The sequence below is a fragment of the Bradyrhizobium sp. LA6.8 genome, assembly GCF_040547935.1.
Taxonomy (GTDB): domain Bacteria; phylum Pseudomonadota; class Alphaproteobacteria; order Rhizobiales; family Xanthobacteraceae; genus Bradyrhizobium; species Bradyrhizobium barranii.
Map to the genome: position 1 here is coordinate 131,359 of NZ_JBEPQQ010000009.1, position 19,719 is coordinate 151,077.

The 19,719-nt window shown below is 63.7% G+C and carries 21 protein-coding genes; 10 read left to right on the plus strand and 11 right to left on the minus strand.

Annotation, left to right across the window (positions count from 1 at the left end; translation table 11 throughout):
* Window positions 1–207: 207 nt before the first annotated feature.
* From ABIA90_RS34795 to ABIA90_RS34815, 5 genes are all read right to left on the minus strand, one after another.
* Window positions 208–1,440 (minus strand): acetyl-CoA C-acetyltransferase, encoded by a 1,233-nt coding sequence (locus ABIA90_RS34795; RefSeq protein WP_354120407.1) that lies wholly within the window; start codon window positions 1,438–1,440, stop codon window positions 208–210.
* 277 nt (window positions 1,441–1,717) lie between these two features.
* Window positions 1,718–3,181 (minus strand): GH1 family beta-glucosidase, encoded by a 1,464-nt coding sequence (locus tag ABIA90_RS34800; protein ID WP_354120406.1) that lies wholly within the window; start codon window positions 3,179–3,181, stop codon window positions 1,718–1,720.
* Window positions 3,182–3,194: 13 nt separating this feature from the next.
* Entirely contained in the window at window positions 3,195–3,473 is a 279-nt protein-coding gene (locus ABIA90_RS34805) for a hypothetical protein (protein WP_354120405.1), read from the minus strand.
* A gap of 185 nt (window positions 3,474–3,658) precedes the next feature.
* Window positions 3,659–4,066 carry a hypothetical protein gene (locus ABIA90_RS34810; protein ID WP_014493654.1) on the minus strand — a complete coding sequence of 136 codons (408 nt, stop codon included), beginning with the start codon at window positions 4,064–4,066 and terminating at the stop codon, window positions 3,659–3,661.
* Window positions 4,067–4,127: 61 nt separating this feature from the next.
* Complete coding sequence (locus ABIA90_RS34815) at window positions 4,128–4,295, minus strand: hypothetical protein (RefSeq protein WP_166343176.1); 168 nt, start codon at window positions 4,293–4,295, stop codon at window positions 4,128–4,130.
* Window positions 4,296–4,419: 124 nt separating this feature from the next.
* On the opposite strand from ABIA90_RS34815, the gene ABIA90_RS34820 reads away from it, so the two are divergent.
* Window positions 4,420–4,983, plus strand: coding sequence for a DinB family protein (locus tag ABIA90_RS34820; protein ID WP_354120404.1), 564 nt, complete (start codon window positions 4,420–4,422; stop codon window positions 4,981–4,983).
* A gap of 9 nt (window positions 4,984–4,992) precedes the next feature.
* On the opposite strand, the gene ABIA90_RS34825 is transcribed toward ABIA90_RS34820, so the two are convergent.
* Window positions 4,993–5,955: a LysR family transcriptional regulator gene (locus ABIA90_RS34825; RefSeq protein ID WP_354120403.1), complete on the minus strand. Its 963-nt coding sequence runs from the start codon at window positions 5,953–5,955 to the stop codon at window positions 4,993–4,995.
* Window positions 5,956–6,118: 163 nt separating this feature from the next.
* Here ABIA90_RS34825 and ABIA90_RS34830 point away from each other — a divergent pair, with 163 nt between their 5' ends.
* Window positions 6,119–6,622 carry a Cif family virulence factor gene (locus ABIA90_RS34830; RefSeq protein ID WP_354120402.1) on the plus strand — a complete coding sequence of 168 codons (504 nt, stop codon included), beginning with the start codon at window positions 6,119–6,121 and terminating at the stop codon, window positions 6,620–6,622.
* Between the two features lie 48 nt (window positions 6,623–6,670).
* Here the strand turns inward: ABIA90_RS34830 and ABIA90_RS34835 are convergent, their stop codons facing one another.
* Together ABIA90_RS34835 and ABIA90_RS34840 are read right to left on the minus strand one after the other, a co-directional pair.
* Complete coding sequence (locus tag ABIA90_RS34835) at window positions 6,671–9,148, minus strand: TonB-dependent receptor (protein ID WP_354120498.1); 2,478 nt, start codon at window positions 9,146–9,148, stop codon at window positions 6,671–6,673.
* Between the two features lie 153 nt (window positions 9,149–9,301).
* Window positions 9,302–10,651: a histidine kinase gene (locus tag ABIA90_RS34840; protein WP_354120401.1), complete on the minus strand. Its 1,350-nt coding sequence runs from the start codon at window positions 10,649–10,651 to the stop codon at window positions 9,302–9,304.
* A 193-nt stretch (window positions 10,652–10,844) separates the two neighbouring features.
* Here ABIA90_RS34840 and ABIA90_RS34845 point away from each other — a divergent pair, with 193 nt between their 5' ends.
* Together ABIA90_RS34845 and fghA are read left to right on the plus strand one after the other, a co-directional pair.
* A complete protein-coding gene (locus tag ABIA90_RS34845; protein ID WP_354120400.1) occupies window positions 10,845–11,465 on the plus strand; it encodes a response regulator in 621 nt (206 codons plus the stop codon).
* A 73-nt stretch (window positions 11,466–11,538) separates the two neighbouring features.
* Window positions 11,539–12,384: an S-formylglutathione hydrolase gene (fghA, locus tag ABIA90_RS34850; RefSeq protein WP_354120399.1), complete on the plus strand. Its 846-nt coding sequence runs from the start codon at window positions 11,539–11,541 to the stop codon at window positions 12,382–12,384.
* Between the two features lie 182 nt (window positions 12,385–12,566).
* Here the strand turns inward: fghA and ABIA90_RS34855 are convergent, their stop codons facing one another.
* Window positions 12,567–13,139, minus strand: a complete 573-nt coding sequence (locus ABIA90_RS34855; protein WP_135215173.1) for a DUF3280 domain-containing protein — start codon at window positions 13,137–13,139, stop codon at window positions 12,567–12,569.
* Window positions 13,140–13,198: 59 nt separating this feature from the next.
* Here ABIA90_RS34855 and ABIA90_RS34860 point away from each other — a divergent pair, with 59 nt between their 5' ends.
* From ABIA90_RS34860 to ABIA90_RS34885, 6 genes are all read left to right on the plus strand, one after another.
* Window positions 13,199–14,380: a lanthanide ABC transporter ABC transporter substrate-binding protein PedA1 gene (locus ABIA90_RS34860; protein ID WP_354120398.1), complete on the plus strand. Its 1,182-nt coding sequence runs from the start codon at window positions 13,199–13,201 to the stop codon at window positions 14,378–14,380.
* An 8-nt stretch (window positions 14,381–14,388) separates the two neighbouring features.
* A complete protein-coding gene (locus ABIA90_RS34865; RefSeq protein WP_354120397.1) occupies window positions 14,389–15,357 on the plus strand; it encodes a YVTN family beta-propeller repeat protein in 969 nt (322 codons plus the stop codon).
* A complete protein-coding gene (locus ABIA90_RS34870; protein ID WP_354120396.1) occupies window positions 15,354–16,160 on the plus strand; it encodes a lanthanide ABC transporter ATP-binding protein PedB/LutE in 807 nt (268 codons plus the stop codon). The genes ABIA90_RS34865 and ABIA90_RS34870 overlap by 4 nt, the downstream gene beginning before the upstream one ends.
* The gene (locus tag ABIA90_RS34875; RefSeq protein WP_354120395.1) at window positions 16,157–17,002 is read left to right on the plus strand and encodes a lanthanide ABC transporter permease protein PedC; all 846 of its coding nucleotides are present in this window, start codon (window positions 16,157–16,159) and stop codon (window positions 17,000–17,002) included. Before ABIA90_RS34870 ends, ABIA90_RS34875 begins: the two co-directional genes overlap by 4 nt.
* Window positions 17,002–17,610, plus strand: a complete 609-nt coding sequence (locus ABIA90_RS34880) for a hypothetical protein (protein WP_063981996.1) — start codon at window positions 17,002–17,004, stop codon at window positions 17,608–17,610. Before ABIA90_RS34875 ends, ABIA90_RS34880 begins: the two co-directional genes overlap by 1 nt.
* A gap of 134 nt (window positions 17,611–17,744) precedes the next feature.
* Window positions 17,745–18,044, plus strand: coding sequence for a copper-binding protein (locus ABIA90_RS34885; protein ID WP_063981995.1), 300 nt, complete (start codon window positions 17,745–17,747; stop codon window positions 18,042–18,044).
* Window positions 18,045–18,173: 129 nt separating this feature from the next.
* Here the strand turns inward: ABIA90_RS34885 and ABIA90_RS34890 are convergent, their stop codons facing one another.
* Together ABIA90_RS34890 and ABIA90_RS34895 are read right to left on the minus strand one after the other, a co-directional pair.
* On the minus strand, window positions 18,174–18,731 hold the full coding sequence (locus ABIA90_RS34890; RefSeq protein WP_354120394.1) for a PQQ-dependent catabolism-associated CXXCW motif protein: 558 nt from the start codon (window positions 18,729–18,731) through the stop codon (window positions 18,174–18,176).
* The gene (locus tag ABIA90_RS34895) at window positions 18,728–19,609 is read right to left on the minus strand and encodes a substrate-binding domain-containing protein (RefSeq protein ID WP_354120393.1); all 882 of its coding nucleotides are present in this window, start codon (window positions 19,607–19,609) and stop codon (window positions 18,728–18,730) included. Before ABIA90_RS34895 ends, ABIA90_RS34890 begins: the two co-directional genes overlap by 4 nt.
* Between the last annotated feature and the right edge of the window lie 110 nt (window positions 19,610–19,719).

A 19,719-nucleotide genomic window follows, 5' to 3' on the forward strand; every position in this document is an offset into this window, starting at 1 on the left:
GTCGCGATTTTACGGGCTTTTTTGGCCCTCTGAGGCAAAAAACCCTGCTTTTCAGCGGCTTCCAGAGCGGAAGGAGCCTCCGGCAGCGGTTTTTGCCTTGTTTCAAAGGCCCGCACGCCGCCTTGCTAAAGCTGATTCGCTGCTTTCGACAAGCGACGACCGGCCTCTTTGTGAAAGGCCGGTCGCGATTCACCCTGAAAAATAAGGCTAGACGCGCTCGATGATGACGGCCGGAGCCATGCCGCCGGCGGCGCACATGGTGACGAGACCGCGCTTCAGGTCGCGCCGTTCGAGCTCGTCGAGCACGGTGCCGATCAGGATCGAGCCGGTGGCGCCGATGGGATGGCCGAGTGCGATCGAGCCGCCATTGACGTTGACCTTGGCGCGGTCGAGCTTGAGGTCGCGGATGTACTTTTCCGCCACCACCGCAAAGGCCTCGTTGATCTCGAACAGGTCGATGTCGTCGATGGAGAGCCCCGCCTTCGTCAGCACCTTGCGCGTGGCCGGCACCGGCGCGTTCAGCATCAGGGTCGGCGAGTCCCCCATATTGGCCATCGCGACGACGCGAGCGCGCGGCTTCAGGCCGTGCGCGCTGGCATAAGCGGGCGATGCGAGCAGGATCGCGGCAGCACCGTCGACGACGCCGGACGAGTTGCCGGCGTGATGCATGAAGTCGATGTTCAGGTCCGGATATTTCTGCAGGATCAGACCGCGATAGGTCGTCCCCTTGTCGTCGAGCGCATAGTCGGCGATCGCGGGGAATGCGGGCTTCAATGCGCTCAGCCCTTCCATCGTGGTCTGCGGCCGCGGATACTCCTCATGGTCGAGCGCGAGGCTGCCGTCCTCGCGATGCACGGGCACGAGGCTCTTCTTGAAGTGGCCGCCGGCAATCGCCTGCGCTGCGCGCTTCTGGCTTTCGAGACCGAGCGCGTCGACGTCGCTTCGCGTGATGCCTTCCAGCGTCGCGATCGCGTCGGCGCAGACGCCCTGATGCGATTGCGGATGCCGCGCACGCAGGCGCAGATTGCCGGAGTCCATCATCATCGGACCGCCGCCGCGGCGTCCTTCCATCGACATCATCTCGCAGCCGCCGGCGATGACGAGGTCTTCGGTGCCCGACATGATCGAGGCCGCCGCCATGTTGACGCTGGTGATGCCGCTTCCGCAAAAACGATCCAGCGTCACCGCGCTGGCGCGCACGTCGTAGCCGGCATCGAGCGCCGACATGCGGCCGAGGTCGCCGCTTTGGGTCGCGACCTGCGCGCTACAGCCCCAGACGATGTCGTCGACATCGGCGGTGTCGATGCCGGTGCGATCGGCGAGCGCGCGCAGCACGGTCGCGCCGAGCTGCTGCGGATGAATGCCCGAGAGTGCTCCCTTGCCGGCCTTGCCGAGGCCCCGCGGGGTCCGGCAGGCATCGATGATCAGCGCGTCAGCCATTGGCGTTGTCCTCTTGTTTATGGGTGTTGATGTCGTTTCTGAATAAGGGGAAGAGTGGAGTCAACGTGCGGTGCCGCGCGGCCTCCTTGCAAAAACTGAAAAACAACCCCATGCACAGTAGAAGCGCGGGTTCCGCATGGGGCGCGGTGATACCGGTGAAGCGATTGGCCTGTCAGGCTAAACGGCCGTGGCCGCGCGATCTTGCGTCACCCCGCCCCGCCTGCGGGAAGAGGTCGGATTTTACGCGCGGCGGAAAATCCGGGAGAGCGAGAGAAAGCTACGCCCCCGCCGCGTTCTTCGCGATCACGTTGCGGTAGAAGGTCGCGCTGAGCTTCGGCGTGCGCACCTGCGTGTCGAAATTGACGTGATAGAGCCCGAAACGCTTGTTGAGCCCGAACACCCATTCAAAGTTGTCCAGCAGGCTCCAGAGGAAGTAGCCGCGCACCGGCACGCCCTCGGCGGTGGCGCGCTGGAGCTGCGCGAGATAGTTGCGCAGGTACATGATGCGGTCGGTGTCGTAGATCTTGCCGTCGGGCGTTATCACATCGTCGCCGGAGGTGCCGTTCTCGCTGATGTAGATCGCATCCGTCTTCCAAATCTTTGCGGCCAGCTTCGGCACCCAGTAGATCGTCTCCGGCGCGACGCGGAGCCAGTTCGAGTTCATGTGCGGGAACGATTTCGGGATCGGCAGCGGCATGAAGCCCGCGCCCTGGTCGGAAGGCAGCACATAGTTCTGTGGCGCGTAGATGTTGAGGCCGAGGAAGTCGACCGGCGAGGAGATGATCTTCAGCTCGGCGTCGGTGTATTTCGGCGCATCGGCGCCGGCGTATTTCAGGAAGGCGTCGGTATACCGGCCGGTCATGATGACGTTGAGATAACCGGCATTCATCTCGCGTAGCGCGATCTCGGCCGCACGGACATGCTCGGGCGTGTCGATTGCGGGAACGCAGACGTCGATATTCTCGGCCGGCCCGACCCTGGTGCCGGGGCGGCCGTGCGCCCGCACCGCCTGCACCGCGAGCCCGTGCGCGAGCGCGCTGTTATGCCTGACCTGGTTGACCTCCGCTTGCGGCAGCGTCACGCCGGGCGCGTCGATGCCGAGGCCATAGCCGAACTGGACGAAACGTCCGCTCTCGTTCAGCGTGAACACGTTCTTGACGCGATCGGTCAGGCGCTCGACGACATAGCCCGCATAGTCGCCAAAGATCTTGCACGTCTCGGTCGAGCGCCAGCCGCCGAAGCGATCCTGGAGCGATTGCGGCAGGTCCCAGTGATAAAGCGTCAGCCACGGCTCTATGCCGTTCTTGAGGAGCTCGTCGACGAGACGATTGTAGAAGTCGAGCCCCTTCGGGTTCGGCTTGCCGTCACCGTCCGGAAACACCCGCGGCCATGCCACCGAGAAGCGGTAGGCCTTGCAGCCGAGCTCCTTGATGAGCGCGATGTCCTCCTTGTAGCGCTGATAATGCTCGACGGCGCGATCGCCGGTGGTGCCGTCCTCGATCTTGCCGGGGATGCGCACGAACTTGTCCCAGATCGAAGCCCCCCGCCCGTCGACATCGACCGCACCCTCGACCTGATAGGACGAGGTCGCCGTGCCCCAGACAAAGCCCGCCGGAAAGCCATCCATGCCTCGCGGCGCCGGTGCCGGCTTAACCTCGGCGGCCTCCAGCGGATTTGCGATACCGGCTGCGGACAATCCCGCCAGCTTGGCAAACTGGCGACGCGAGACCTTGTCCGACATTGATACTGCCCCTTCAGACGATTGTTGCGGCGGCACAATGGCGTGTCGGAAGCTGCTTGAAAAGCGGGAGTTCCGGGACTTGCGGATGCAAAAATGCAGAAGAACGCCCCGGATTTACCCCCCTGCCCTGCTTTTTGCCCTTCACGCCCTGAGCCGCGTCGAAGCACGCCAACAGCGAATTGATCACGGCTCGCGAGCCCAGACCATCCACCACGAAGTCGCGGTCCTTGCCGTTGGGCGGTATGATCTTCAGCTTCGCGCTGCGAATGCAGGAGCGATCGTCCGAAACCATCGATAGAACGATCCGACGCTCCACCATCGATGGCAAGAACGCATACGTCCGTTCACAAACGCGGTCCCGAGTGATTGCGAGTCCTGCTGCGGCCGTCGCGCCAGCCTGGCAAGCTGGCAACGCGAAGCCTTGTCCGACATGATGCTGTATTGAACCGAGCACGCCGAGCGACCCGGCTCGCTCGATCAGCGCGAGCGCTTGGGCAATTTCGGAAGCTTGTCGGGATTGAACGCGGGTACCTGCTCGGTTCGCTCACGCGCGGGCGGCTGCTGTTCCGTGAGAATGAGCGTACCCTGGAGGATCATTCCCGGCATCTGCGCTGCCTTCGCCGTGTAAGTCGCGACCTTGCCGGGGCAGTTTCCCTCGATGTCCAGCGTGAGCTCGTCGTCGATGCCGAAGACCGTTGCACGTCCGTCGGTATGACGCTTCGTCGACACGGTGGCGGTGAAGCGATCTCCATCGACCTTGCAGGAGCCGTGATAGGTCATCAGGCTGTCGCAGCCCCAGATTTGTCCGTCTGCGACATGGACGATCCCGGTACCCTGGTCGAGTGGCGTCTTGTACCACGCCGCGTAGGTGCCGTCCTTCAGCATGGGAGCAGTCTCCCTTGACATTCCCTCGCGAATAATCCGCATGATTAGCGCTAAGAAACGGTTAATCGCGCGGCCCGTGCGAATCCGGTCTGTCCCTTCGCAACTCGGCTTCCAGTTCCTCGATGATGCTGTGAAGCAGGCACGCGGCAAGCGGATCGGTGACTTCGCGCTCCAGAAGCCTGTAACGCGCGATCTGGAATTCCCGCTCTCGCAACTGGTGCTCTGTCATCGGACGGGCCCTCCGGCAAACCTACCCGGAAACAGCCAAGTCGTTTCGTTACAATTTTCAGATCATTTGCTATGGTTTCTGATCGGTAAAGGAACGCGGCGCCAAGCAGGTCGAGGGGTTAGCAATGTCGATCGTTCAAACCTATCGCGCCTTCGCCTACAACAATGCCTGGGCGAACCACCGATTGCTCCGCGTGTGCGCCGAGCTGAGCCAAGGCGAATTTGAGGTCGAGCGGACGGGCTTCTTCCCGAGCTTGCAGCGGACGCTGAACCATATTTATGTCGTTGACCTCTTTTACGTCGATGCACTCGAGGGCGGATGGCTCGGGCCGAAGGCTTGGGAGGATCCGATCCCATTTCCAGCTCTTGCAGGGCTCTCGGAAGCTCAAGCATCGATGGACCGGCGCTTCATCGGCGTCTGCGATGCTCTGACACCCGCCTCGTTGAACGAAGACGTGCGGATCAATCGAGATCCCAGTGTCCAGATAGAGCGACGCGACCGGCTGCTGATGCATCTCATTCAGCATCAGATTCACCACCGTGGGCAGGCGCATGCGATGTTGTCGGGAACGCGCATCAAGCCGCCGCAGCTCGACGAGTTCTTTTCAACTGCCGAAGCGCCGTTGAGGGCATCCGAGTTTGCCGATCTGGGCTGGACGGAGGAAACCGTTTGGGGGCCGCCCAACTGAGCGCGCGCGCTACCGATTGCGGTTCCGACCTGCTCCGACCGAGGCGAAGACAACTTCCATCAGCCATGCAACGCCGGCGTCCTTCATCGCAGCCTTGGTCGCGATGGCGCAGATCGTATCCGGCTTACGGGCGAAAGGCAGCTCGACGAACATCAATCCGAAATGCCCGGCGTGCTGCTGCATCAGACGCCGCGGCAACGCAGCGATCAGTTCAGACCCTGCAAGCTGGGCGAGCGCCATCATAAAGTTCGGGACAGTCAAGGCAATGCGGCGCTTGAGACCGCGCTTTGCCAACATCTCATCGACGAAGCCGCGCGGCTCACCGCTGAGAGACACCAGCAGATGCTGCGATTGCGAGAAAGCCGCGGGTGTCGGAGCTCTGGCGAAGGCGTGTCCCTTGCGCATGGCCAGCACGAATTCCTCGTCGTAGAGCCTGCGCGCCTCGAAACGCGGCGATACCGCCGGCAGCGGCAGCATCGCGACGTCCAGCTCTCGTCTTTCGAGCATCTCGAGGCACTCGTGCCAGGGTTCGCCGATCGCGCCGCCGCGGGGCGCGGGCATCACATGGATCAATCCGATGTCGATGTGGGGCGCCCTACTCGCGATCGAACCGAGTAGCTGCCCCGTTGTTGAGGCGAGAACAGCATCGGGTGCGCCGATCGTAAACCGGCGATGGCTTTTTGCAGGGTCGAATGGTCTAGCCGAGCCAACCAGTTGTTCGACGCGCGCGATGATTTCAGCGATAGGGTGGTCGAGCTCCAGGGCCCGCTCCGTTGGAACGACGCCCTTCGGCGTTCGCAGGAACAGCGGGTCGTTCAAAACAAGGCGCAGCCGGCCAAGCGCGTGGCTGACAGCGGACGGCGTCAGGTTCAGTCGCGCGGCCGCGCGCGCGACATGGCGTTCTTCCAGGACCACGCGGAAGGCCACAAGGAGATTCAGTTCGATCCTGGATAGATCAATTTTGTTCAGCATGTTGCTGAAATCATATCGCTGGATTCATCGAGATCAAGGCCCCATGGAATGCGCAGATCGTGCAATCAGGAGCCTCGAAATGATCAGAAGGTCGAAAGGGGTGAGCAAAGGCCATGGCTCGCCGGACAACCAGGACTCGCCGCACAGGATGTCGAGGCGCTCGATGATGATGGCGGCGGCGGCAATTCCTGCTTCCGGTCAGCTTCCGGCCAATGCAGCCGCCGAGGACGACGCGACAGCCGGTCTCATCAAGCTCGCCGGCGAGAAGAATGCCGCTTTCATGCGTGGCGACATGGGCCGCTGGTCGCAGCTGGTCCGGATTGCCCCGGATTTCACGCTGATGCAGCCCTTCGGTGGTCCTGCCAGCTTCGGATTCGACAGCAGCCCAAAACGGCTGGCTGACCTGGCGCAATATTTCAGGAACGGGGAAACCGGACTGGAGGTCTTGCAGACCTATGCCTCGAACGGGCTCGTTGCGCTCGTCATGATCGAACGCCAGCGCGCGGAGGTCGGCGGCCTGCCTGCCCAGGACTGGTCGCTGCGCGTCACGGAGATCTATCGCAAGGACAGCACGGACTGGCAGCTGGTACACCGCCATGCAGATCCGCTGGTCCGGCGCATTTCCTTGCAGCAAGCGGCGATCCTCGCCCGAGGCTGGGCGGAGTAAAGGCGATGTCTTTCGCCCTCCAAAGGCGGCCGGGCTTGCGTGTCGAACTCAGAACGTCATCCGCATGCCCGCATAGAACGCGCGCGGCCTTGCCGGGCTCAGCGATCGCGGGTCATTAAATTCCGCACCGCCATTGGTGAAGTCGGGCAAGGCTTCCCTGTCGAAGAAGGTGCCAAGGGTCGAGTAGCGGTTGTCGAAGATGTTGGCGACGCGACCGTAAATCTGCAGGTTCTTGGTGATCTGGTAGGAGGTGTGGAGATTGAACACGGCGTAGGACGGCAGCTTCGGAAACTGGTTGGACTCATCGCCGACGAAATACTGGCTCGAGACAAAGAGCGCGTCACCTCCGACCTTCCAGACATCGGTAACCGCATATTCGATGCTTGCCTTAATAAGGTGGCTAGGGAGGCGCGGAATGTGATTGCCCGGCAAGACCTGGATGTTGCCGGCGTCGGCGAACGGGCTCTCTGATCCAAGCGTCAGCGCGTCGAGGAAGCGCGCGTCCAGGAACGCATAGCTCGCCTGGAACTGAAGGACATTCGACTTCAGGCTCACCTCGGCTTCGACACCCTGCCTGCGTGTCCGGCCGACGTTCTGGAAAAAGCCGAAGCCCGTCAGGCCCGGAATTGGGGTCGCGAGGATGTCGTCGTAGTTGGTGGCACGGTAGGCACCGATTTTCCAGCCTAGGGAGCCGATGTTCAATTCCTTGGTACCACGGAAGCCCGCTTCGAAGGTCTTGGATACGACTTGCTGCAGTGGGGGGTCAGCGATCAGGAACTGCCCGATGATGCATGGCCTCGCCGGATCGGCGCAGCCGAGTTCGAGTGGTGTCGGCACCCGGTTGGCTTCGGAATAGCCCGCATAGGCGGTCACTTCAGACGTGATCTTGTAGGTGCCACCGATGATCGGATTGAATCGATCATAGGTATGATCGCCATTGAGCGCGGTGCCGAGCTGGTCCATCAGCGTGACACGGGCCGCATTGAACCGGCCGCCTGCCGTCACCGCAAAGCGATCGTCCACGTTGAACGTGTCGAGCGCATAGAGCCCGTGATATTGGTTGACGGTGCGAAGCGACACGGGACCAACCGATGTCGGGTCACCGGAGGGACCCAGGAATATGCCGCTGCCCGTGACGACATAGTTCGTGCCTATGGTTCCTAATTCAGCGCTGCCGGTGAAGCGCGTGCTGCTGACATCATAGCTCGCGCCAACTACGAAGCGGTTCTCATGACCGAACAGCTGGTCGGTGTTGGTTGCCTGACCGGATACGCCAAATGTGGTCGATTTCGTGCTGGTGCGATCGATCTCGCTGAGGATGGCGTCTGGCGCAAAGGTATTGGCGAGCTGAACGCCATTCAGGCCAAAAGCCGGGACCGTATCATTGCCAAAGCACAGGAGCGTTGGATCGGCACATGCCTGGGCGTCGGTCGGGTTTCCGTCCACGGTGCTCTGTTTGAAGCTCCGCACATGCGCCGTGCCCTCAAAGGTCCAGGTCGGCGTCGCCTCCACCTTGCCGGTCAGGTTGAGATAGCCGACCTTGTTGGAGATGGTTTGCGGCGTTGTGTAGGTCGCCCCCCAATATTGCTGGAGCAATTCGGCCGGAACAGTGCTGGGTCCTGCCAGGGAATTGTTGGCGACGCCGCCATTGAGGTGAAACTCGTTGCCTTCGAAACGATACCCGACGTCGCCATAGAAGCGCCGGACATCCGATTGCGAGAAATTGCGGAAACCATTGTCGTGAACGCCTTCGAGCGCTCCGTAGACCGACCAATTATTGTCGACCTGCTTGCCCCATTGCGCAGAGCCCTGGATGCGGCCGAATGAGCCGCCCATGATATCGATCTCGGCCCCTTGATAGTTGAAGCCGTTCTTCATCTGCAGATCGATGGCACCGCCGAGGGCATTGAGGCCGTATGCCGGATTGTTAGTTACGACCAGCGCCGATCGGATCGCGGCCGTCGGGATCAGATCCCAATTAACAGTGTCGGAAAACGCCTCGTTGATGCGTACGCCGTTCTGGTAGACGGCGAGGCCCTGCGGCGTGCCGGCCAGAGGTGAAGCGACGAAGCCGCGAAACTGCACGTCGGGCTGGAATGGATTGCCGGTCACTTCATTGATGCTGAGACCAGGCACGTACTGCTGCAGGGCAATGGCGATATCCGGCGAGGCGGTACGCCTGATCTGGCTGGCATCAACCGCATTGATCGCGGACGGCACCTTGTCGACATCGAGACCTCGGCCGGTGCCCGGTGAGGTCGGGTAGACGTAAAGGCGTGTCTTCGGAGCGGCGGACGCCGGCGCCCCTACCCGTGCGACCGGCCGCGTTGGCGCACTGCGCCTCACGGCCGACGGCGGTGGTGCCGTGATCTCGACCGCCGGCAGATTCTGGACGTTGGTTTCCTCATCCTGCGCGGCTGCGGCGGGACCTGCAAGGACCAAGCCCGACACCAGCCCCGTCGACACCGAGGCTATCAACAAACGACGCTTGAACCAAAGAGCGTTGAACCAAAGAGGTTTGCCCATCCCTGCCTTCCCATCCGTGACCACCGGCTGTTTTGATTTTCGCCGTTTGGTTGAGATGAGTGTATTCGGCGGCAGTGAGTCCGCCAGCCACAAAAGGTCTGGCACTACCCGCACCCGTTTTCCCGACCAAATCGGGAATTTTTCCCGATGCAATCAGGACGCCGCCGTCGGAACCAGCGCCTCCACGGTCAAACCGCCGTCGTTGGAGACGACGTTGAGCGTGCCGCCCAGCGCCAGAATGCGCTCGCGCATGCCGACGAGGCCGAAGCCGAGCTTCTGGCCCGGCTCCATGCCGCGGCCGTTGTCGCTGACCCGCACGCGCGCGTAGCCGCGGCCGCCGGCCTGCTCGACGGGCTCGATCACGACATTGACCGACGTCGCGCCGGCGTGGCGGAACACGTTGGTGAGCGCCTCCTGCACGATGCGGTAGATGGTGAGGTCGGCCGTCTCGCCGGTGACCCCGAGCGTGGCGGAGATCACGGTTTCGATCGCGACGTCGGGATGCGACTCCCGCCACAGCCGCGAGAGCGATTCCAGCGCCTGGCGCAGGCCGAGCTCGGCAAGGCCGACGGGCCGGAGCCGCTCCAGCACCCGGCGGGTGAACTGCTGGAGCTGGTTGATCTGTTCCAGCAAGGCGCTGCCGTGCTTCCGGACCGAGTCGGCATTCGGCGCGCGCCCGTCCGCGAGCTTCGCCAGCGCGCTCGCATGCGCGCGCAGCGAGAACAGATACGGCCCGAATTCGTCATGCAGCTCGCGCGCGATCTCCTTGCGCTCGACGTCCTGGAGCGACACCGCGCGCTCGGCCAGGAGCCGCTTTTCCTCCACCGCCTCGCCGAGCGCCGCCGCGAGATGATTGAGCTTGCCGCAGATCGCGGCCAGCTCGGGCGCACCGCCCGGCGTGGCGCGCGCGTCATAATGCCCGCCCTCGATCGCGGTCATCGTCTGCGCCAACGACTGCAGCGGCGCAAGCGCGCGGCCGACCACCGTCATCATCACCAGGAACAGCGCGAGCGCGATCACCGAGCCGACCTCGAGCTGGGTCACGATGGCGTCCCAGATCTCGGCGATCTCGTCATCGGGATGTGCGGTGATCACCAGCGAGCCCGGCTTGCCATGGACCGAGACCGGCACGCTCACCGTGGTCTGCTCGGGATGAACCAGGCCGACGAACCAGGCTGGCGGTCCGCGCGCGTCGTCGTCGGCAGGCCGGGGCGGCGTCAGCGGGTTACCGCCGGCGTCCTGAAGCGCGATGCTGACATGGCGCAGGCGGCTCAGATCGCGCGCGATCTGGTTCAGCCTGGCATCCGGATCGGGCGCCTCGTTCAGATCCGCAACGATCATCTCGATGAATTCGCGCGCAAGCCGGATCACGCTCTGGTCCTCGGCCTGCACGCGCGGCCCGGCTTCCGCGACCTGGCGGCCGATATTGACGGCGAGCCCCAGCGCCAGCAGCAGCGCCAGCAGAAGGTTGATGCGCGCGCGCAACGATAGATTTTGCCACATTGGTGCCGCCCGTGCCTCGCGAAGGTTGGCCCGCGCCTGTCCGATGACGTTGACAGAGGCGAAGCGCCCGATATCTAATCGAAAGCGTACAGCAATCCCGGCCGGGTTGCATGAGGCGACACGAGACGCGCGCAGCGTTCTTGTTCGGATCATGCGGCGGAAAAGCAGGCCGAGGCTGTCACGGGGAACGCCTATGCGCATTCTGATCGTCGACGATCATCCCATTGTCGCCTCCGGCTGCCGTGCCGTGCTGGCCGACGAGGGCGAGATCGAGATTTTGGAGGCCGCCGACGCCGAGGACGGCGAATGCGTCTTCATTGTCGAGCGCCCCGACCTGTGCATCATCGACATCAACCTGCCGACCGTCTCCGGCTTCGAGCTCGCGCGCCGCATCCTCGAACGTGCGCCCGAGGCCCGCATCATCATGTTCAGCATGAACGACGACCCTGCGTTCGCCGCGCGCGCGATCGAGTGCGGGGCCAAGGGCTACGTCTCCAAGACCGGCGACCCCGACGACCTCGTCGAGGCGATCCGCGCCGTCGGGGGCGGCAGCACCTATCTGCCGACCGCGATTGCGCGCAGCATCGCGTTTGCGGGACCGACGCTGGCGCAAAGCCCGCTGTCGAAGCTGAACGCGCGCGAGATGGAAATCCTGCGGCTGCTCAGCGCCGGAAAGAGCCTGTCCGAGATCGCCTGGCTGGTGCAGTCGTCCTACAAGACTGTCGCCAACACCTCCTCGATCATGCGACAGAAGCTCGGCGTGAAGACCTCGGTCGAGCTGGTGCGGCTGGCGATCGACAGCGGCGTCGCCTGACAAACACCGCCACGAATTCGGTCACACAAGCGTTGCAATCTTGATGTGGTTAGATGCCACGGAGCATAACGGCATGACGATCCAGACTGTCTCGACCAACACTTCCTATGGCGGCGTGCAGGGCGTGTACCGCCATGCCAGCCAGGCGACCGGAACCGACATGGTGTTCTCGGTCTATGTTCCCCCACATGCCGCCGGCGCAAAGCTTCCCGTGGTCTGGTATCTCTCCGGCCTCACCTGCACCCATGCCAACGTCACCGAAAAGGGCGAATTTCGCAAAGCCTGCGCCGAGCTCGGCCTGATCTTCGTCGCGCCGGACACCAGCCCGCGCGGGCCCGACGTGCCGGGCGACGCCAACAATGCCTATGATTTCGGCCTCGGCGCCGGCTTCTATGTCGACGCCACCCAAGAGCCGTTCGCGCGCAACTATCGCATGTGGAGCTATGTCACCGACGAGCTGCCCAAGCTCGTGGCGGAGAATTTCCCGGTCGACGCCAAGCGGCAATCGGTGATGGGCCATTCGATGGGCGGCCACGGCGCGCTGACGGTCGCGCTGCGCAATCCGCACCGCTATCGCGCGGCCAGCGCGTTCGCGCCGATCGTGGCGCCCTCGCTTGTGCCCTGGGGTATCAAGGCGCTGACCGGCTATCTCGGACCGAACAAGGAGACCTGGCGCAACCACGACACGGTGGCGCTGATCGAGGACGGCGCGAAATATTCCGGCTTCCTCGTCGACGTCGGCGAAGCCGACAATTTCCTGAAAGAACAGCTCAGGCCCGAGCTGCTGCAGGCCGCCTGCACCAAGGCGGGCATCCCGCTGACGCTGCGGCGGCAGGCGGGATATGACCACAGCTATTATTTCATCTCGACCTTCATGGGCGATCATCTGCACTGGCATGCGGAAAGATTGAAGGGGTGATTTTCTTCTTACCCTCCCCTGGAGGGGGAGGGTCGATCGCGCGAAGCGCGAGCGGGGTGGGGTGACAGTCTCTCCGACGAGGCGGTGCCCGAGTGGAGAGATCACCCCACCCCACCCCGCTTCGCATTGCGCTTCGCTCCATGCGAAGCGACCCTCCCCCTCCAGGGGAGGGTAAGAGCGCCCTACTCCGGCTTCCCGTAATTCGGCGCCAGCAATCGATTGCGGATCAGGTAGCTCATCGTGCGCGACCACGATTCGTCCGTGTTGCCGCGCATGTCGGCGCTGGCGACGGTGATCATGTTGCCGGTCTTCACGTCGCGCAGATAGATGTTGAGATTGATGATCAGGTTCGAGACCTTCTGCACCATGCCGGTGATCTCGAGGTCAGCGCCAAGCTGGCCGGCAAGCTTGAGGTCGCAGCCGCCGCAGGCCTGCAAATTGGCGTGACGGGCCGCATCCCTGACCGGCGCGATATCGAGCAGCTGGAACCTTCCTGACTCCGTCAATTCCTTGCGCAGCTGCTCGCCGATGCGCTCGAGCCGCGCCTCTTCCGGCTTGGAGCCGTAGAACTCGCCGGGCAGGCTGGTGTCGATCAGCTCGAAATCGAACACCGCGAGCCTTGGCGGATCGGCCAACGCGACCGAACCCGTCAACAGCAAAGCTGCGAAACAGATCAGCGCTCGCATGATCGTGATTCCCGGCCTCGCGCGCGCGGGGACGAAATGCGGGGTTGCAAGCCGGGCCAAATCGGTCATGCTTTAGCAGAGACAATTCTCCACCGGCGGTCAAGCCAGGGAGAACATCTGGAGGAAACATGATCCGATGGTTGGTCGGCCTGATCGGCCTGGGTCTTGCCGCGACGAGCGCGCTCGCGGCCGACCCGGTGCAGATCGGCGTCGGCTATCTCGGCGTCGCCGGCACCAGATCGACGCTGTCGCTGGTCGAGCAGCCCGCGGAGAATGACGGCGTCGCCGGCGCGCGCCTCGCCATCGAGGACAACAACACCACGGGAAAATTCCTCAACCAGCGTTTCACGCTGGAGGAGCGCCGCATCAAGGAAGGCGAAGATCCGGTTGAGGCTGCGGCTGCGCTCGCCGAGAAAAACGGCTTCATCATCGCCGACCTGCCGGCCGACGCACTGTTGAAGGTCTCGGATGCTCTGCGCGAGCGCGGCACTCTGCTGTTCAACGCCGGCGCGATCGACGAGCGCCTGCGCGAGGCCGATTGCCGCGCCAACGTCATCCACACCGCACCGACGCGCGCGATGCTGGCCGATGCGCTCGGCCAATACCTGGTGTGGAAGCAGTGGAAGCGCTGGGTGCTCGTGGTCGGCTCGCATGACGAGGACAAGCTGTTTGCAGACGCACTCCGGCGTACCGCCACACGCTTCGGCGCCAAGATCGTGCAAGAGAAGACCTTCGAGGACAAGGGCGGCGCGCGCCGCACCGATAGCGGTGTCACGCTGATCCAGCGCCAGATGCCGGTGTTCACGCAACAGTTGCCGGCCTATGACGTGCTGGTCGCCGCCGACGAGAGCGAAGTGTTCGGCGCCTATCTGCCCTATCGCACCTGGGACCCGCGCCCCGTCGCGGGCTCGGCCGGCCTCGTGCCGCGGAGCTGGGACGCGGCGCAGGACCAGTGGGGCGCGATCCAGATGCAGAACCGCTTCATCAAGCTGAACTCGCGGCGCATGACCCCGCTCGACATGCAGGCCTGGACGGCCGTGCGCATGATCGGCGAGGCCACCTCACGCACAAATTCCGGCGACGTCAAGAAGGTCACCGACTTCATCAAGGGGCCGGATTTTTCGGTCGCTGCCTTCAAGGGCACAAGACTGACCCTGCGCGACTGGAACCTGCAGCTGCGCCAGCCGATCCTGCTGGTCGACGGCCGGATGGTGGTGTCGGTATCGCCGCAGGAGGGATTTCTGCACCAGGTCTCCGAGCTCGACACGCTCGGCTACGACCGCCCGGAGAGCAAATGCAAGCTGAAATGAGGACGCGAATGTTGCGCATGTGGCGTGTGGGGTTGCTGTCCGGACTGGCGATGGCGGCTGCGCCCGCGCATGCGTTCATCGCCTACGTCTCGAACGAGAAAAGCAACACGGTCTCGGTGATCGACACCGACAGCTGGACCGTGACCAAGACCATCAAGGTCGGCCAGCGCCCGCGCGGCATCGATTTCACGCGCGACGGCAAGTTCGTGATGGTCGCGGTCGGCGACGACGACACCATCCAGGTGATCGATGCCAAGACGCAAGCGATCGTGGACAGCCTGCCCTCCGGGCCCGACCCGGAATTGTTCGCGCAGGATGCGGCCGGAAAAATCCTCTATGTCGCCAACGAGAACGACAACACGGTGACCGTGATCGATCTGGAGAAGCGCGTGCGGCTCGGCGACATCCAGGTCGGCGTCGAGCCCGAGGGCATGACCATCAGCCCCGACGGCAAGACGCTGATCAACACGTCCGAGACGACCAACATGGCGCATTTCATCGACACCTCGTCGCGCCAGATCGTCGCCAACGTGCTGGTCGACGCGCGGCCGCGCTTTGCCGAATTCAAGCATGACAGTTCAGAGCTGTGGGTGTCCTCGGAGATCGGCGGCACGGTCTCGATCATCGATCCCAAAAAGCACGAGGTGACCGGCAAGGTCACGTTCGAGATTCCGGGATTGCGGAAAGAGGCGATCCAGCCGGTCGGCATCGGCATGACCAAAGACGACAAGACCGCCTTCGTCGCGCTGGGTCCCGCCAACCGCGTCGCCGTGGTCGACGTCGCCTCGCGCAAGGTGACGAAGTATCTGCTGGTGGGACAGCGGGTCTGGCACATGGCGTTCACGCCGGACGAGAAATACTTGCTCACCACCAACGGCGTGTCGAACGACGTCTCGGTCATCGACGTCGCCGCGCAAAAGGTGATCAAGACCATTCAGGTGGGCGAACTGCCCTGGGGCATTACGATCTCGCCATGACCAGCCCTGCTCCCATCGCCGAGCCACAGGAGATGCCGAGGCTGCAAGCGGCCGCGGTGCCGGCGCTGTCGATCGACGGCGTCAGCCATTCCTACGGGCCACGCCGGGCACTGATGGACGTGTCCTTTAATGTGCAGCCGGCGAGCTTCACTGCGCTGCTCGGGCTCAACGGCGCGGGCAAGAGCACACTGTTCTCGCTGATCACGCGCCTGTTTGGCATCCAGTCCGGGCGTGTCGGCATCTTCGGCCACGACATCAGCAAGAGCCCCGGCGAGGCGCTGCGGCTGCTCGGCGTCGTGTTCCAGCCGCGCACGCTCGATCTCGACCTGTCGCTGACGCAGAACCTGCTCTATCACGCCGCACTCCACGGCATCAGCCGGCGCGAAGCGGCCGCGCGCAGCGGCGAGCTGCTCGGCCGCATCGGGCTCGAAGAGCGTGCCGGCAGCAAGGTGCGCGATCTCTCGGGCGGCCAGATGCGGCGGCTGGAGATCGCCCGCGCCCTGCTGCACCGGCCGCGGCTGCTGTTGCTGGACGAGCCGACCGTCGGCCTCGACGTCAAGGCGCGCGCCGACATCATCAGCCATGTCCGCCAGCTCGTGACCGAGCAAGGCATCGGCGTGCTCTGGGCCACGCATCTGTTCGACGAGATCATGGCCGGCGACGACCTCGTGGTGCTGCACCAGGGCAGGGTGCTGGCGCAGGGGCCCATGAGCCGCGTCATCACGGATGCCGGCGCACAGGACGTCAACACCGCCTTCATGCGCCTGACCGGTGCGCAGACGATGCCGGGAGGCGGCGCATGAGCAGCATCACGACGCGGGATACACCGCGCGGTTTCTCGGCCGCGGAATACATGACCTGCCTCACCGGCATCGTCTGGCGCGAGGGGCTGCGCTTCCTGCATCAGCGCGAGCGCTTCGTCTCGGCGCTGGTGCGGCCGCTGGTATGGCTGTTCATCTTCGCCGCCGGCTTCCGCCAGGTGCTCGGCATCTCGATCATCCCGCCTTACGAGACCTACATCCTCTACGAGGTCTATATCGCGCCCGGGCTGATGGCGATGATCCAGCTCTTCAACGGCATGCAATCCTCGCTCTCGATGGTCTATGACCGCGAGATGGGCAATATGCGGACGCTGCTGGTGAGCCCGCTGCCGCGCGGGTTCCTCTTGTTCTGCAAGCTGCTGGCGGGCACCGCGGTGTCGCTGCTCCAGGTCTATGCGTTCCTGCTGATCGCCTGGTTCTGGGACATCACGCCTCCCCCCATCGGCTATCTCACCGTGCTGCCGGCGCTGATCCTGTCCGGGCTGATGCTGGGCTCGCTCGGCATGCTGATCTCCTCGGGCATCAAGCAGCTTGAAAGCTTCGCCGGCGTGATGAACTTCGTGATCTTTCCGATGTTCTTCGCCTCCTCCGCGCTCTACCCGCTCTGGCGGGTGCAGGAGGGGAGCCCCTATCTCTACTATCTCTGCCAGGCCAACCCGTTCACCCATGCGGTCGAACTGATCCGTTTTGCATTCTACGGGCAAATCAACTGGATCTCGCTCGCGGTAGTGGCGGCCTGCACAATCGTCTTCATGATCGGCGCGATTCTGGCCTATGATCCCTCGCGCGGGCTGGCGCGACGGGGCCCTGCGGGAGGCGAATGATGAAGGTTCTGGCCATGGCCGCTTTTGCGCTCGCCGTTGCGAGCACGGCTGCGTGCGCCGCCGATCCACGCTATCCCAACTGGCCTTGCACGCAGGCCAAGGTGCCGGACATCTCGCTCGCCGCCGTCTGGGCCGGTCCCGCACTCGACGACGCCGAGACCAAATGGAAGGACGACGCAAAGGTCACCGCGCTGGTCTCAAAACTGTCGGCGCGGAAGACGCCGATGGACGAGGCCGAGAAGTCGGTGAAGGAGTTTTTGGCCGGCTCCGCCGCTGACAAGACGGCGAACGCCAAGCTGTTGTTCGCCGGCTTGTTCGACACGCTCAACGCCCAGCGCTCGCAGGTCATGAACGGGCTCGAACGCGTCAGCCGCAAACAGCGCGAGGCGGCCGACAAGATCCGCGAGGAGTCGATCCAGCTCCAGGCGCTCCAGAGCGCGACACCACGCGACGACGCAAAGGTCGATGCGCTCAGCAACCAGTTGATCTGGGAAACCCGCATTTTCGAAGATCGCCACAAGGTGGTGCGGTTCGTCTGCGAGGTTCCGACCGCGATTGACCAGCGCCTGTTCGCTCTCGGACGCGTGATCCAGCAGGAGATGGAATAGCGTCAGCCTCGCTGACGACGACTTTCGGAAAGTTCCCGCGATATCAATCGTTACCCTTTGCCGCGATATCAGCCGGAACCAAATCGCTCTAGGATGGCTTGTCGACGTGAACTCCAAGACGTCGGGAGGCCTCGATGGGAACAACAAAATTCATCTTCGCATGCGCTGCAGCCATCAGCACGCTTGCGTCCCCTGCTTTTGCTGACGACATGACCGGGATGGTCACCAGAATCGACCGGCTCAACAGCACGATCTCGATCCAGCAGACACAGAAGGGCACGGTCGGCGGCAGCGCAGGCGGCGCCGGCACGCTTCAGGAGTACAAGGCCAAGGACGCCGCGATGCTGGATGCCGTCCATGCCGGCGACAGGGTGACGTACTCGGCGACCGACAATAACGGTACGGGCACGCTGACCAAGCTGCAGAAGCAGTAACCCTGCATCTTCACCTGTCCCCGCGCGCGGCACGGCGTCATGGCCGGGCTTGTCCCGGCCATCCACGCCCAACCACGCGGATTGAAGAACGTGGATGCCCGGGACAAGCCCGGGCATGACGACCTGTACCTACTGCTCTGGCCGCGGCTGCGGCTGCACCTCCTCGGTCGGAAGGTTTGCGCGCTCCCAGCCATCTGTGCCGTCGGGGTACCAGGCGACGTTGGCATAACCGTAGGCCAAGGCGCGCTTGGCGGCGTTCCAGGACATCCAGCAGTCGGCCAGGCAATAGATCACGAGCAGCGCAGCCTTGTCGCCGCGCGCGGCGTGGGCGAGGCCGCGCTGGAAATAATCGTCCATGGCGGGCGGCAGCACGCCGTAGCCGGTGTCCGGCAGCCAGGTGCTGCCCGGTATGTTTTTTCGCGGCATATCGCGCCAGACGGTGCCTTCGGGAAGGTTCTTCGGCTTCGGCGCGCGCGGCAGCACGTCGATGAAGGCGCCGCTCTTCGCACGCCAGATTGCTTCGGCCTCCGCAGTCGTCAGCACGCGCGCGCCAGTGAGCGTCGCCGGCACCGGCGCGCGGTAATTGTCGGAGCGATACCCCTCGGGCTCGAACGGCTCCTGCTGCTGCGCCAACGCCGGCGCCACCAGAATGGCGGCAACCAGCGCAGCGGCAACGCGCCGCCTCATGGCGTCTTCTTGGCCGTCTCCGCGCCGAGCGGCTTGTCGCTCTCGTCGAGCAGCGGCACGCCAAAGTCGATCAGGATCTTGTTGATCTCGCCCTGGTTCTCCTGGATCAGCTTGTTGAGCTGCCGCTTCCAGTTCTGGTCGGCGGGGCGCACGCCCATGCCGATGCGATAGATCAGCTTTGGCCCCGAGGTTTCCTTCACCAGCGGCGTGACATGAAGCGAGCCAGCCTTCTTCGCATAATACCCGGCCATCGGACCCCACAGCACGCCTGCGTCGATCTTGCCGGCGACGAGGTCGTCGACCATCGCCTGCGCGGAGTTATCGAAGCGCGTGTCGATCATCAGGGGATAGGGTTTTGCATCGCCCATCAGGCCGGCGATCGCCATGTTGGTGGCCGGCGGCGTGCCGGCGACGATGCCGACATGCTTGCCTTTCAATTTCGGGTCTTCGAGCGTATCGACTTCCTCGAGCCCGCTGCCTGTTTTCGCGACCAGCGCATAGGTCGTGCGGTAATAGGGATTGGTGCCCTGCACGAGGTCGTCACCTTGCGGAAATCCCATGATGACGTCGCAGCGATGCGCGCCCAGCGTCATGCGCACGAAGCCGGTGGCCTGCGGGAAGAAGACGTAATCGAGCTTCTTCTGGAGCTTGTCCGCGAGCAGCTCGGCGAGCTTGTTCTCGAACCCCTCGCCCTTCTCGTTCGAGAACGGCAGATTGCGCGGGTCGGCACAGACGCGCAGCACTTTTGGATCGACCAGCTCGAACGAGAGGTCGCCGGTCTCGCTGGTCTGCGCAATGGCGACGTCGCCGAACGCGCAGGACGCCACCAGGACCCACAGTGAAAACAACCAGCGACGATGTCGCCCGGCCTCCGTCATCGCGCTTCCTCCTCGGTTTGTTTGAATGCTAGCCATGCAACGCATGACGCGCCATGCTTTGCCAAACTTTGTGTTGGCTTTGGTTTGTTGCAGTGCAGTGCGGCAAGCCA